The 13,145-nt window shown below is 69.3% G+C and carries 12 protein-coding genes and 1 pseudogene; 9 read left to right on the forward strand and 4 right to left on the reverse strand.

Annotated elements, in window-relative coordinates; all coding sequences use genetic code 11:
• The first annotated feature begins 35 nt into the window (after nucleotides 1–35).
• The 4 genes from ASD21_RS11585 (at nucleotide 36) to ASD21_RS11600 (ending at nucleotide 4,222) form a co-directional block, all read left to right on the forward strand.
• On the forward strand, nucleotides 36–635 hold the full coding sequence (locus ASD21_RS11585; protein ID WP_056440795.1) for a glutathione S-transferase family protein: 600 nt from the start codon (nucleotides 36–38) through the stop codon (nucleotides 633–635).
• A gap of 184 nt (nucleotides 636–819) precedes the next feature.
• On the forward strand, nucleotides 820–1,824 hold the full coding sequence (locus ASD21_RS11590) for an aldo/keto reductase (RefSeq protein ID WP_056440797.1): 1,005 nt from the start codon (nucleotides 820–822) through the stop codon (nucleotides 1,822–1,824).
• A gap of 220 nt (nucleotides 1,825–2,044) precedes the next feature.
• Nucleotides 2,045–3,070, forward strand: coding sequence for a mechanosensitive ion channel family protein (locus ASD21_RS11595; protein WP_056440798.1), 1,026 nt, complete (start codon nucleotides 2,045–2,047; stop codon nucleotides 3,068–3,070).
• A 102-nt stretch (nucleotides 3,071–3,172) separates the two neighbouring features.
• Nucleotides 3,173–4,222 carry an HpcH/HpaI aldolase/citrate lyase family protein gene (locus ASD21_RS11600; RefSeq protein ID WP_056440801.1) on the forward strand — a complete coding sequence of 350 codons (1,050 nt, stop codon included), beginning with the start codon at nucleotides 3,173–3,175 and terminating at the stop codon, nucleotides 4,220–4,222.
• Nucleotides 4,223–4,366: 144 nt separating this feature from the next.
• Here ASD21_RS11600 and ASD21_RS11605 read toward each other — a convergent pair whose 3' ends face one another.
• Both ASD21_RS11605 and ASD21_RS11610 read right to left on the reverse strand, forming a co-directional pair.
• Nucleotides 4,367–4,783 carry an OsmC family protein gene (locus ASD21_RS11605; protein WP_056440804.1) on the reverse strand — a complete coding sequence of 139 codons (417 nt, stop codon included), beginning with the start codon at nucleotides 4,781–4,783 and terminating at the stop codon, nucleotides 4,367–4,369.
• A 201-nt stretch (nucleotides 4,784–4,984) separates the two neighbouring features.
• Nucleotides 4,985–5,143 carry a hypothetical protein gene (locus tag ASD21_RS11610; RefSeq protein WP_235523815.1) on the reverse strand — a complete coding sequence of 53 codons (159 nt, stop codon included), beginning with the start codon at nucleotides 5,141–5,143 and terminating at the stop codon, nucleotides 4,985–4,987.
• Nucleotides 5,144–5,578: 435 nt separating this feature from the next.
• Here ASD21_RS11610 and ASD21_RS11615 point away from each other — a divergent pair, with 435 nt between their 5' ends.
• The 5 genes and pseudogenes from ASD21_RS11615 (at nucleotide 5,579) to ASD21_RS11635 (ending at nucleotide 11,579) form a co-directional block, all read left to right on the forward strand.
• On the forward strand, nucleotides 5,579–6,541 hold the full coding sequence (locus tag ASD21_RS11615; RefSeq protein WP_056440809.1) for an acetyl-CoA carboxylase carboxyltransferase subunit alpha: 963 nt from the start codon (nucleotides 5,579–5,581) through the stop codon (nucleotides 6,539–6,541).
• 288 nt (nucleotides 6,542–6,829) lie between these two features.
• On the forward strand, nucleotides 6,830–7,264 hold the full coding sequence (locus tag ASD21_RS11620) for a carboxymuconolactone decarboxylase family protein (protein WP_056440812.1): 435 nt from the start codon (nucleotides 6,830–6,832) through the stop codon (nucleotides 7,262–7,264).
• A 220-nt stretch (nucleotides 7,265–7,484) separates the two neighbouring features.
• Nucleotides 7,485–8,462, forward strand: coding sequence for an NAD(P)H-dependent flavin oxidoreductase (locus tag ASD21_RS11625; RefSeq protein WP_056440814.1), 978 nt, complete (start codon nucleotides 7,485–7,487; stop codon nucleotides 8,460–8,462).
• A gap of 296 nt (nucleotides 8,463–8,758) precedes the next feature.
• Nucleotides 8,759–10,925 (forward strand): annotated as a pseudogene (locus ASD21_RS11630) (putative bifunctional diguanylate cyclase/phosphodiesterase); the annotation flags it as partial.
• A gap of 228 nt (nucleotides 10,926–11,153) precedes the next feature.
• Complete coding sequence (locus ASD21_RS11635) at nucleotides 11,154–11,579, forward strand: recombinase family protein (RefSeq protein ID WP_162250232.1); 426 nt, start codon at nucleotides 11,154–11,156, stop codon at nucleotides 11,577–11,579.
• 96 nt (nucleotides 11,580–11,675) lie between these two features.
• Here the strand turns inward: ASD21_RS11635 and ASD21_RS11640 are convergent, their stop codons facing one another.
• Both ASD21_RS11640 and ASD21_RS11645 read right to left on the reverse strand, forming a co-directional pair.
• Nucleotides 11,676–12,698, reverse strand: coding sequence for a beta-eliminating lyase-related protein (locus ASD21_RS11640; RefSeq protein ID WP_056440823.1), 1,023 nt, complete (start codon nucleotides 12,696–12,698; stop codon nucleotides 11,676–11,678).
• An 8-nt stretch (nucleotides 12,699–12,706) separates the two neighbouring features.
• Nucleotides 12,707–13,114: a GFA family protein gene (locus ASD21_RS11645; RefSeq protein ID WP_056440826.1), complete on the reverse strand. Its 408-nt coding sequence runs from the start codon at nucleotides 13,112–13,114 to the stop codon at nucleotides 12,707–12,709.
• Nucleotides 13,115–13,145 lie beyond the last annotated feature (31 nt).

The following is a 13,145-nucleotide window of genomic DNA, read 5'->3' on the forward strand; positions in this document are numbered from 1 at the left end:
CTCCCCTCCGGGAGAGGGTCTTCAGGAGAGCGGCGATGCGACTGATCGGAATGCTGGATTCGCCCTATGTGCGGCGCGTGGCCATCACGGCGCGGCTGCTGGGCCTGCCGTTCACGCACGAGCCGGTGTCGGTGTTTCGCCACTACGACGCGTTCACGGCGATCAATCCGGTGGTCAAGGCGCCGACCCTGGTCACCGACGACGGCGTGGTGCTGATGGACTCCGGCCTGATCATCGAGCACCTGGAGCGGCTGGCGGGGCGAGGCCTGGCGCCGGACGACATCGCCGACCACGCCCGCGCCCAGCGCATCCTCGGCCTGGCCCTGGCCGCCTGCGAGAAGACCGTGTCGCTGGTCTACGAGTTCAACCTGCGCCCCGACGAGAAGCGGCACGCCCCCTGGATCGACCGGGTGCGGGGGCAACTGGCGCACGCCTGGCGGCTGCTGGAAGCCGAGATCGCCGCGCCGCCGGCCTGGCTGGAGGGGTCGCAGGCCGGGCTGACCAGCGCCGTGGTCTGGACCTTCGCGATCCGGACCCTGCCGGAATCGGTCGAGGCGCCGGCCTGTCCCGCCCTGGTCGCCCTGACCGCGCGCGCCGAGGCGACGCCGGCCTTCCTGGCGACGCCGTTCGACTGATCGAGGCCCCCATTCGGCGGACCCATGGCCGTTTGCCCGATCCGGCGAACGTCTTGCCCATTCCTGCGTCGTCGATCTGGGGGTCTTATCGTCGCGGCGATCGGCGCCCATCTTCCTTCGTGGCCCGTCTTCCCTCGTGGAAGGCGGACCTTCCCACGCGACATCCCTAGATCAGGAGCTCCCCATGAAGACGCGCGAACTCGGCGACGGGCTGGAAGTCTCGGCCATCGGCCTCGGCTGCATGGGCATGGGCCAGGTCTACGGCACGGCCCTGGACAAGGCCGACGCCTTCAAGGTGCTGGCCCGGGCGGTCGAGCTGGGCGTGACCTTCTTCGACACCGCCGAGGTCTACGGCCCCTATCTGAACGAGGTGCTGGTCGGCGAGGGCCTGAAGCCTTTCCGCGACAAGATCGTCATCGCCACCAAGTTCGGCTTCGACATCGCCCCGGAAGGCGCGGGCGAGGGCTACGCCCGCATGCGCGGGACCGACAGCCGGCCCACGCATATCCGCGAAGTGGCCGAGGCGTCGCTGAAGCGTCTGGGCGTCGAGGTGATCGACCTGTTCTACCAGCACCGCGTCGACCCCGACGTGCCGATCGAGGACGTGGCCGGCACGGTCAAGGACCTGATCGCCGAGGGCAAGGTCAAGCATTTCGGCCTGTCCGAAGCCGGTCCCGAGACCATCCGCAAGGCCCACGCCGTGCAGCCGGTGGCCGCTCTGCAGAGCGAGTATTCGCTGTGGTTCCGCGACCTGGAGAAGACGACCCTGCCGGTGCTGACCGAACTGGGGATCGGCCTAGTGCCCTACAGCCCGCTCGGCCGAGGCTTCCTGACCGGGGCGATCAAGGCCGACGCGCCGCTGGCCAAGGACGATTTCCGCCGCGGCCTGCCGCGCTTCCAGGGCGAGGCCCTGGCCAAGAACCTGTCGCTGGTCGAAGCCCTCACCCAGATCGCCGCCGACAAGGGCGTCACTCCGGCCCAGCTGGCCCTGGCCTGGATCCTCCACCAGGGCGACCATATCGCCCCGATCCCCGGCACGACCAAGATCGGCCGGCTGGAGGAGAATGTCGGGGCGGTGGACGTCGTGCTGTCCACCGACGACTTGGCCAGGATCGCCGCCGCCGTGCCGGAGACGGCGGTCGAAGGCGAGCGCTACAGCGAAGCCGGCTTGGCGATGGTGGGGCGCTGATCACCCTCTCCCAGAGGGAGAGGGAGGGACCCGCCGCGTAGCGGTGGGAGGGTGAGGGGTTACGCCCTCACCGATTTTCGCTCGGGCGCCCTGCCGGCGCGCCGTCGACTCACCACCCCCTCACCCTCCCACGCCTGTCGGCGCGGGCCCCACCCTCTCCCCATGGGAGAGGGTTTTGGGGACTTGCCCGCCGTGCTCGGGCGCCCCCACACTCGCCGCCATGGCCGAAAACCTGTTCAACCGCCCCGACGCCATCGAACTGGTCAAGCTGGGCAAGACCACGATCACCCTGGGCGGGGTGGCGGCGGCGATCGTCATCGTCGTGGCCTCGATCTACCTCTCGAAGCTGGTGGCCGCCGGTCTGCGGCGGCTCCGCGAACGGTCGGTGGTCGCCGCCCCGTCGCTGTACATCGTCGAAAGGCTCAGCACCTACGGCCTGCGGACGATCGGCCTGCTGGTCGCCCTGTCGGTGATGGGCGTGAACCTGACCTCGCTGGCGGTGTTCGCCGGGGCCCTGGGCGTCGGCGTGGGCCTGGGCCTGCAAGGCCTGGTCAAGGACTTCGCCTCGGGGGTGTCGCTGATGTTCGAGCGCCTGGTGGCGGTGGGCGACTTCGTCGAACTGCAGAATGGCTCCCGCGGCGTGGTTCACGAGATCGGCCCGCGCTCGACCCGCATCCGCACCAACGACAGCACCGACCTGATCGTGCCCAATTCGGTGCTGGTCAACGAGCAGGTGATCAACTGGACCCTGCACCACAGCACGCGCCGCATCCATGTGCCGTTCGTCACCGCCTTCGGGGTCGACAAGGAGAAGGTGCGCGAGGCGGTGTTGGCGGCGGCCCACTCGGTGTCGTTCACCGCCCCCGACGACGCCGTGCGCAAGGCCCAGGTCTGGCTGGTGGGGTTTGGAGAGTCGTCGCTGAAGTTCGAGCTGATCGTCTGGCCGACCGTGGACTCGGTGCGCCGCCCGGCGGCGATCTTCGCGGCCTATACCTGGGCGATCGACGACGCCCTGCGCGGGGCGGGCATCGAGGTGCCCTATCCGCAACGCGACGTGCGCCTGCGTGGGCTGTTCGGCGAGGAGGGCGACGACGCTCGCGCCGCCCTGCGCCTGGAGACCCGGGCCGGCCGCAAGGCCAAGGCCAAGGCCGCCCACGCCTCGAAGAACGACGCGGCCGAGGATCTCAAGCGCGAGGATCCCGAAGAGCCGCCGCTGCCGGTCCAGGGGCCACCCAGCAAGCCCTGAGGTTGGACCGTGACCCTTCCCTTCGCGTCAGTCTTGACCCCGCTACCGCGCCGCCGCAATCTTCTCGCAACTGCGAAATAAGAAACGAACTGGGAAGCGCGCATGAAGACCCCCCGAGGCTTTTTCAAACCCCTGGCCATCGGCGCGCCGACCCCGTGGCGCGAACCGCCGGCCCGGGTCGAACGGATGATCCACTTCGTGCCGCCGCACCTGGACAAGGTGCGCGCCAAGGTCCCCGAGATCGCCCCGACTGTCGACGTGATCCTGGCCAATTTGGAGGACGCCATCCCCGCCGACGCCAAGGGCGCGGCCCTGGCCGGCGCGATCGCCATGGCCCGCGAGACCGACTTCAAGGCCCTGGGCGTGGGGCTGTGGGTGCGGATCAACTGCCTCAACTCGCCCTGGCACCTGGACGAGGTGGCCACCCTGGTCGAGAAGGCGGGAAACCAGATCGACGTGATCATGGTCCCCAAGGTCGAGGGGCCGTGGGACATCTTCTACATGGACCAGCTGCTGGCCTCGCTGGAGGCCAAGCACGGCGTCACCCGGCCGATCCTGCTGCACGCCATCCTCGAGACGGCGGAAGGCGTGATGAACGTCGAGGCCATCGCCGGGGCCAGCCCGCGCATGCAGGGCATCAGCCTGGGCCCGGCGGATCTCGCCGCCAGCCGCGCCATGAAGACCACCCGGGTCGGCGGCGGCCATCCCGGCTACCGCGTGATCGAGGACCCGCACGCTGACGGTTCGCCCCGCGTCTCCGTCCAGCAGGACCTGTGGCACTACACCTTCGCCAAGATGGTCGACGCCTGCGCGGCCCATGGCATCAAGCCGTTCTACGGTCCGTTCGGGGCCATCGACGACCCGGTCGCCTGCGAGCAGCAGTTCCGCAACGCCTTCCTGATGGGCTGCGCCGGGGCCTGGAGCCTGCACCCCAGCCAGATCGCCATCGCCAAGGCGGTGTTCAGCCCGGCGCCGGACGAAGTGATCTTCGCCAAGCGCATCCTGGAGGCCATGCCGGACGGCACTGGCGTGGCCATGCTGGACGGCAAGATGCAGGACGACGCGACTTGGAAACAGGCCAAGGTCATGGTCGATTGCGCCAGGCAGATCGCGGCCAAGGATGCGGAGTATGCGGCGCTCTATGGGTTTTAGGTCCTCCCCCTGTGGGGGAGGTGTCGGCGAAGCCGACGGAGGGGGGCGTGGTCGGATGTTGGCCGCGAGTTCGGATCGAAGGCCCTAGAACTCCCCCCACCGATCGCTTCGCGATCGCCTCCCCCACAGGGGGAGGGCCTGGTTTCAGGCCGCCGAAGTCACCACCCGCGACCCCGCCACCAGCATCTTGTGGATCGGGCAGGCCTCGGCGATCTCCATCAGCCGCGCCCGCTGGGCGTCATCGAGGTCGCCGCCCAGGGTGATCACGCGCTCGAAGATGTCGGCCGGCTGCGAGGACGGGTCGCGCCGCCAGGTCACCTCCACATGCACCGCGCCCAGCGACCAGGCCTTGCGGTTGGCGTAGAGCCGCAGGGTCTGGGTGGTGCAGGCCGCCAGGCCGGCGGCCACCAGGTCATGGGGATTGGGGCCGATGTCGAGCCCGCCGTTCAGGGGGGCCAGATCGGCCGCGAAGCGGATGGGGCCGGCGGTGACGAGGATCTGCACGCCGCCGTGGCCGCTGTCGTCGGCGATGGCGGAAGGGCGGGCGGGGACGGCGATCATGGGGCGGACTCCGGCTGGCGTTCCACTTGCTACCGTGAAGCCGGGCCGTCTTGTACGGATTTATCGCTCTATTCCGCTGTCATCCCGGACAAGCGCGTAGCGCGCCGATCCGGGACCGCCGGAAGCGCCGGCGCTCAGGCGTCGGTCCCGGATCTTCGCTGCGCTACGTCCGGGATGACAGTCTTCGAGGGGGAGAAAGAACTAGGCCGCCGCCACCTGGTGCGAGGTCACCTCGAACAGGCGGGTGGCGCCGCGCCACACCTCGACGGTGTCGCAGCCGCGATGGACGCCGACCAGCTGTTCGGCGCGACGGCGCGCGGCCTGGTCGTCGGGGCAAGGGGTGACATCGAAACGCGGCACCGAGCCATCGGACTCGACACAGAAAAACGTGAACACCTGCATGGGAACATCCGTTCGCATCAGGCGGGACCGGGTCCATATTCGATGGGCGGGGCCGCGGGCGTCGGCTGGATTCTCAGCCGACTAGAAGGATATAGGTGAGAACCTGGCGATTAACCAGAGAGCGCGGGTTTCGATACAAGACTCTCCACAGGACTCTCACGAAGACGAATCCCTGAGCCTCGCAGGGGTTCCGGCCGAGTCATGGTGTCGCTGCGACGACAAGTCGCAGGCCAGGGCTCCGCGTATTCTTCTGGAACCCCAATGAGTCCGGCGTGAGTCCCGTACAAAGCGAGGTTTGGCGATTTCGAGGCGATGAACCGCCAAAAGCGGTTTCGTTTTCGGTTATCGCGCTCTAGGTTCGCCACCTTTCCGTAACGGCGACGTTAGAGACCCATGGCCGCGCATTATCTCGACTTCGAGCGACCCATCGCCGATCTGGAAAGCAAGATCGAGGAGCTGTCGCGGCTCTCCGAGACGGCGGGTCCCGGCGCGTTCGAGACCGAGATCCAGGCGCTGCGCGATCGCGCCCAGCAGCTTCGGAAAGAAGCCTATGCCGGCCTCGACGCCTGGCAGAAGACCATGGTCGCCCGCCATCCCGAGCGTCCGCACCTGAAGGACTATGTCGCCGGTCTGATCGACGAGTTCGTCGAGCTGCGCGGCGACCGCAAGTTCGCCGACGACCAGGCGATCGTCGGGGGCCTGGGCCGGTTCCGCGGCGTCCCGGTGGTCGTGATGGGCCACGAGAAGGGCCACGACACCACCACCCGCCTGAAGCACAATTTCGGCATGGCCCGCCCCGAGGGCTATCGCAAGGCCGTCCGCCTGATGGACATGGCCGAGCGCTTCAACCTGCCGGTCATCACCTTCGTCGACACCGCCGGGGCCTATCCGGGCCTGGGCGCCGAGGAGCGCGGCCAGGCCGAGGCCATCGCCCGCTCGACCGAGCGCGGCCTGGTGCTGGGCACCCCGATGGTCGCCACCATCGTCGGCGAAGGCGGTTCGGGCGGCGCCATCGCCCTGGCCGGCGCCAACAAGGTGCTGATCCTTGAGCACTCGATCTATTCGGTGATCTCGCCGGAAGGCGCGGCCTCGATCCTGTGGCGCGACGGCGCCCGGGCCAAGGACGCGGCCGCCAACATGAAGATCACCGCCCAGGACCTGATCCAGCTGAAGATCGTCGACCGCATCGTCGAGGAGCCGGCCGGCGGGGCCCATTCCGACCCGGCCGCCGCCATCGAAGCCGTCGGCGACGCGGTCGAGGACGAACTGAAGAAGCTGATGAAGCTGTCGCCCGCCGAGCTGAAGAAGCAGCGGGCCGCGCGGTTCTACGCGATCGGCCGCGAGGGGCTGCAGTAGTGTTCGATCCAGGCCCGCGCGACCCTCTGCTCGGAGCGGAAGTCGGCGGGCGGCGGAAGCAATCGGACAATAATTGGTTTGGCGCGGGTCTCGACGCGGGCTTGTCCAACGCCGGCTGGCTGGCCCTGCCCATCGTCGCCGTCCTAGGTCTCTGCGCGGTGGTTTTCGTTGCCTGGCAGAGATTTTTCGGCGGGCGCCGATAAAATCGCCGACCCTATGTCACGTCTGGCCGCCTAACCTCGTCTTGTTCCGAAAGCCCGATCGCAGGGCCAAATCGAGGACAAGACCATGAGCGTCGAAACCGCCCCCTTCCGCCACGACGTCAACGTTCCGGCCGTCTACCAGGCCTTCATCGCCGCCGAGACCGCGGCGGTGGGCGCCGGGGTCGACGGCCACCTGGTGCACTTGGTCAAGCTGCGCGCCTCGCAGCTGAACCAGTGCGCCTTCTGCGTGAAGATGCACTCCAAGGAAGCCCGCGACGACGGCGAGACCAACGAGCGGCTGGACCGTCTGGTGGTCTGGCGCCACGTGTCGGACTTCACCGCCAAGGAGAAGGCCGCCCTGGCCTGGACCGAGGCCCTTACCCAGCTGCCCGTCCACACCGATCTCGGCCCGCTGCGCGCCGACCTGCGGACCCACTTCAGCGACGTCGAGGCCAGCGCCCTGACGACGGTGATCGCGATGATCAACCTGTGGAACCGCCTGGGCGTGTCGGTGCACTAAATTCCTCCCCCTGTGGGGGAGGTGTCGCCGAAGGGGACGGTGGGGGGAGTGATCGGCAGTCGGCCCGCGTCTGGATCGAACGAGCCTAAAACTCCCCCCACCGGTCCTTCGGACCGCCTCCCCCACGGGGGGAGGGACTTCGGGAGGATGAACTTTCCCCTCTTGCCCGTCCCCAACGTCACCCGGCCATACTCCCGCGAAACACAGAGGGAGCACGCCCGTGGCCATCAAAACCCGCTTCACCGAGATGTTCGGCGTCGAGCATCCGATCGCCCAGGGCGGCATGCAGTGGGTGGGCACCGCGCCGCTGGTCAGCGCCGTGGCCAACGCCGGGGCCCTGGGCTTCCTGACCGCCCTGACCCAGCCCACGCCCGAGGCCCTGTCCAAGGAGATCGCCCGCACCCGCGAGCTGACCGACAAGCCGTTCGGCGTCAACCTGACCATCCTGCCGGCCATCAAGCCGCCGCCCTACGCCGAGTACCGCGCCGCGATCATCGAGGCGGGGATCAAGATCGTCGAGACGGCCGGCTACAAGCCGCAGGAGCATGTCGACGAGTTCAAGGCCCACGGCGTCAAGGTGATCCATAAATGCACCGCCGTCCGCCACGCCCTGTCGGCCGAACGGATGGGCGTGGACGCCATCAGCATCGACGGCTTCGAATGCGCCGGCCACCCCGGCGAGGACGACATCCCCGGCCTGATCCTGATCCCGGTGGCGGCCGAGAAGGTGAAGATCCCGATGATCGCCTCGGGCGGGTTCGGCGACGCGCGCGGCCTGGTCGCGGCCCTGGCCCTGGGCGCCGACGGCGTCAACATGGGCACCCGCTTCTGCGCCACGCAGGAGGCGCCGATCCACGACAACTTCAAGCAACAGATGGTCGCCAACGACGAGCGGGCCACCGACCTGATCTTCCGGACGCTGCACAACACCGCCCGCGTGGCCAGGAACGCGATCAGCCAGCGGGTCGTGGCCATCGAGCGGGCCGGCGGCGCCAAGTTCGAGGACGTGGCCGATCTGGTGAAGGGCGCGCGCGGCCGCGAGGGCCTGATCAGCGGCGACACCGACCACGGCGTCTGGTCGGCCGGCATGGTCCAGGGCCTGATCCACGACGTGCCGACGGTGCGCGAGCTGATCGACCGGATCGTGTCGGAGGCCGAGGAGATCATCCGCGGGCGGTTGGCGGGGATGGTCTCCTAGCTACGCGGAACGCCCCCTCCGTCATGTCGCGTATTCGCGCCATGCCACCTCCCCCGTTTCACGGGTGAGGAGGAAGCTGGACCGCCCTCCTCCTCACCCGCATCGCGGGGGAGGTGGCGCGATGCGCAGCATCGTGACGGAGGGGGCGTCTAGCGCCGCGCAAGGTCACGGTAAACGCCCCCGCAAACACTGTGACAGCAACGTGAAGTTTTCGCGAAATAGCAACGCTTCGGCCCACAGATTAGCCAGTCGTTAGGTCAGAAATGGTCCCTCCACCCGCGAGTGGAGGCGTATCTATGTTCACCCTGCGAGACACCGTTTCTTCCCTGGTTCCGGCCCGCGCCGACAGCCTGGGCAAGACCCTGTACGAGCGGTTCCGCGAGGAGCCCGACACCCTGATCGTGCCGGTGCTCGACGCCGACGACCGGCCGATCGGCCTGGTCGAGCGCAACGCCTTCTTCCTGCGCATGGCCGCCGAATACGGCCGCGCCCTCTACGCCCTGCGGCCGATCTCGGTGCTGATGGACAACGACCCCCTGGTGGTCGAGGCCGACGTCGAGCTGGCGGCCTTCACCAGCGACAGCCTGTCGTACCGGGCCAGCGACCTGCTGCGCGGCTTCATCGTCACCGACGGCGGCCGCTATCTGGGCGTCGGCACGGTGCTGGGCCTGCTGCAGGCCGCCAACGAGACCAACCGCCGGGGCGTCGAGGCCCTGGCTTCGGCGAAGGCCGCCGCCGAGCAGGCCCGCACCTTCATGACCGCGGTGGTCGAGGCCATCCCGTCGATGGTGTTCGTCAAGCGGGCGGACGACCACACCTATGTCCTCCTCAACCGCGCCGGCGAGAAGATCCTGGGCCACGCCCGCGCCGACATGATCGGCCGCACCGACGCCGACTTCTACCCGGCCGAACAGGCGGCGATCTATCGCGAGCGCGACGCCGAGGTGATCTCCTCGGGCGAGGTGCGGGTGATCGAGGAGGACCACGTGCCGCGCAAGGACGGCTCCCTGGCCCTACTGCGCACCAAGAAGATCGCCATTCCCGGCCCCGACGGCGCGGCCGAATACCTGCTGGGCGTCTCCGAGGACATCGCCGAGCGCAAGCGGGCCGAGGCCCAGATCGCCCGGCTGGCGCACTACGATCCGCTGACGGATCTTCCCAACCGGCTGCTGTTCCAGAAGGACCTGGCCGCGGCCCTCAGCCGCGCGGCGCGCCGCGAAGACCTGGTGGCGGTGCACTGCATCGACCTGGACCGCTTCAAGACCGTCAACGACACCCTGGGCCATCCGATCGGCGACGCCCTGCTGAAGACCGCCGCCGAACGCCTGCGGGCCTGCGTGCGCGAAGGCGACACCGTCGCGCGCCTGGGCGGCGACGAGTTCGCGGTGGTCCAGTGCGGCCTGACCGATCTTTCCGGCGCCACGCGTCTGGCCGGCCGCATCGTCGAGGCCCTGGCCGAGACCTTCGAACTGCAGGGCCACCAGGTGATGATCGGCGGCAGCGTCGGGGTGGCGGTGTCGCCCAACGACGGGTCGGACAGCGGCGAACTGCTGAAGAAGGCCGACATGGCCCTCTATCGCGCCAAGGCCGACGGGCGCGGGGCCTTCCATTTCTTCGAGCGGGCCATGGACGAGGCCCTGCAGGCGCGCCGGGCCTTGGAGCTGGACCTGCGCGTGGCCCTGGCCGAGGGCCAGTTCGAGCTCTACTACCAGCCGCTGTTCAACCTGGGCGCCGACAAGGTGATGGGGTGCGAGGCCCTGCTGCGCTGGAACCACCCGAGCCGCGGCATGGTCTCGCCGGGCGACTTCATCCCGATCGCCGAGGAGATCGGCCTGATCAATCCGCTGGGCGAGTGGGTGCTGCGCGAGGCCTGCCGCGAGGCGGCCGGCTGGCCCGAGCACGTGCGCCTGGCCGTCAACCTGTCGCCGGCCCAGTTCCGCGACAAGCACCTGGTCGGCATCGTGGTCTCGGCCCTGGCGGTCTCGGGCCTGCCGGCCGAGCGGCTGGAGCTGGAGATCACCGAGTCGGTCCTGCTGCAGGACAGCGTCGGCAACATGTCGGTCCTGCACCACCTGAAGGCCCTGGGCGTGCGGATCTCGATGGACGACTTCGGCACCGGCTATTCGTCGCTGAGCTATCTGCGCAGCTTCCCGTTCGACAAGATCAAGATCGACCAGACCTTCGTGCGCGACATCCTCGACGACGCCGACGCCCTGGCGATCATCAAGGCCGTGCTCGACCTGGGCGCCAGCCTGGGCATCACGACGACGGCCGAGGGGGTGGAGTCGGTGGAGCAGCTGGACGAACTGCGCCGCCAGGGCTGCGGCGAGATCCAGGGCTATTTCATCAGCCGCCCCAAGCCGGCCGCCGAGATCGCGGCGATGCTGGGGGTGACGGTCCAGAGCGCCGGCAGGGCGTCCGTCGTCACCTTCTCCCAAACCGAAACCTTCTCCCATGGGGAGAAGGCGGGGCCCGCGCCGCAGGCGTGGGAGGATGAGGGGGTTCCGAGCCAGCCGGCGCGCCGGCAGGGCGCTGAGTGAAATCGTCGGCGGCGTAACCCCTCACCCTCCCATCGTTTCACGATGGGTCCCTCCCTCTCCCTCAAGGAGAGGGTTTCAGAATTATCCCCGACCTTTCCGCCATCGCCCCTAGCGTCGCGCCCTCGCCTTTGCCACACACCGGCTCATGCGCATGGTCGGCTATCTCAGAGTTCCGCCCGTCAGGGGCGTGGTGATCGACGGGCCGCAGTCCCAGCGCCTGTTCGAGGCCGGCTGCGACCAGCTGTTCCATGATCGCTGCTACGGCCTGGCGGTGCACAAGCCGGGGCTGGACTCGGCCCTGGCCGTCCTCAAGCCCGGCGACGTGCTGGCGGTGATCAACCTGCACGCCTTCGCCGCCCACCTGGTCGACCTGCTGGAGGTCCTGGCGCGGTTCGAGGCGGCCGGGATCCATTTGCTGACCCTGACCGAGGGGATCGACACTCGCGCCCCCGGCGGTTTCTTCACGGCCTGCGCCCAGCTGGCCAAGTTCCACGACCAGCGCCGCATGGTGCGCACGGCGGAAGAGAAGATCGTGCGGGACGGACCGCGGCGGGAGGAAGCGGCGGTCGAGGAGTAGCGCTGTCGGGGACATGCCCTCGCGGCGTGTCCCCATCCGCCAGCGCCGAGCCAAGGTTTGGGAACACGCCGCAAGGGCGTGTCCCCCTCCCGTGAATCACGCCACCGCCTTCAGCGCCTCGCCCAGTTCCTCGACCATCTCCGGCGTCGTCGCCCACGAGCACATGAAGCGGGCCGTGCCGTCCAGGAAGCGATAGACGAACCAGCCGCGCTCGCGCAGGCGCTCCAGCGCCGCGTCGTCCATGTCGACGAACAGGCCGTTGGCCTCGACCGGGTGGCGCAGGGGGAAGGGCATCAGGGCGGCCAGCTTTCGGGCCATGGCGTTGGCGTGGGCCGCGCGCGCCGCCCACGGACCGCCGTCGGCGCCCTCGCCCAGCAGGCCCAGCCAGGGGGCGCTGAGGAACCGGCCCTTGGAGACCAGCTGGCCGGCGTGCTTGAGGCGGGCGTCCAGGCGCCGGCCGAGATCCTTGTTCAGGAACACCACGGCTTCGGTCGGGGTCGAGCCGGCCTTGGTGCCGCCGATCACCAGGATGTCGACGCCGATCTTCGGCACGGCCTTCAGGTCGAAACCCGCCGCCACGGCGTTGGCCAGGCGCGCGCCGTCCAGGTGCACACCATAGCCCTTGGCCTTCACCGGCGCGATCAGGGCGGCCAGGTCGTCGGCGCCGTAGACCGTGCCGTACTCGGTGGCGTTGGTCAGGGACAGGGCGGCGGCCGGCTGACGGTACGAGACGTCCGGCTCGTTCAGGGCCAGCTCCAGCCCCGGCAGGGCGATCTTGCCCGAGGCGCCGGGCAGGCCGATCAGACCCACGCCCTGGCCGAAGAAGCCCGGCGCGCCGGTCTCGTCGGTGCAGATGTGGGCGTGCTCGTGGGCCAGCACCGCCTCGTGCGGCTGGGCCAGGCAGGTCAGGGCGAAGGCGTTGGCCGCCGTGCCCGAGGCGGTGAACCGCACCTGCGCGTCGGCGTCCAGCAGGGCGCGGATGCGGTCGGCGGCGGCTTGGCTGACATGGTCGGTCCCGTAGCCCGACGCCGTCCCGGCGTTGGCGGCGACGATCGCCTCGATGACTTCCGGCATGGCGCCGGCGACGTTGTCCGAAGCGAAGTCGTAGCGGGCGGCCATTCAGGTCCTCAGGGCAGCGGCGGGTTCTCGGGAAAGGCCGGGCGGCCCGGCTCGATCCGATGCCACGGCTGGGCCTCGCTCGTCCAGAGATGGATGGCCGGCTCCAGGATCGACGGATCGTCCAGGCTGCCGACCTTGACCGGATAGAAGGGCAGGCGGCCCTCCGACCACAGCGGCGTGCCGCAGTCGCCGCAGAAGGCGCGGGCGACGTCCGCCCCGCTGCCGCCCGGCCGCACGTAGCGCTTGGGCTCGCCCCGGGTGACCGTGAACCCGTCCCTCGGCGCCAGGCCCACATAGTTGGGCCCGCCGCCGGTCGAGTACTGGCAGGATCGGCAGTGGCAGGCGCCCGAACCCATGAACTCGCCCTCGATCCGGTAGCGGATCGCGCCGCACTGACAGCCGCCTTCGATGCTCATGATGGTTCCTCCCTGGGGTGGGCCTCGTCGG

The sequence above is a fragment of the Caulobacter sp. Root1455 genome (assembly GCF_001426905.1).
GTDB lineage: Bacteria > Pseudomonadota > Alphaproteobacteria > Caulobacterales > Caulobacteraceae > Caulobacter.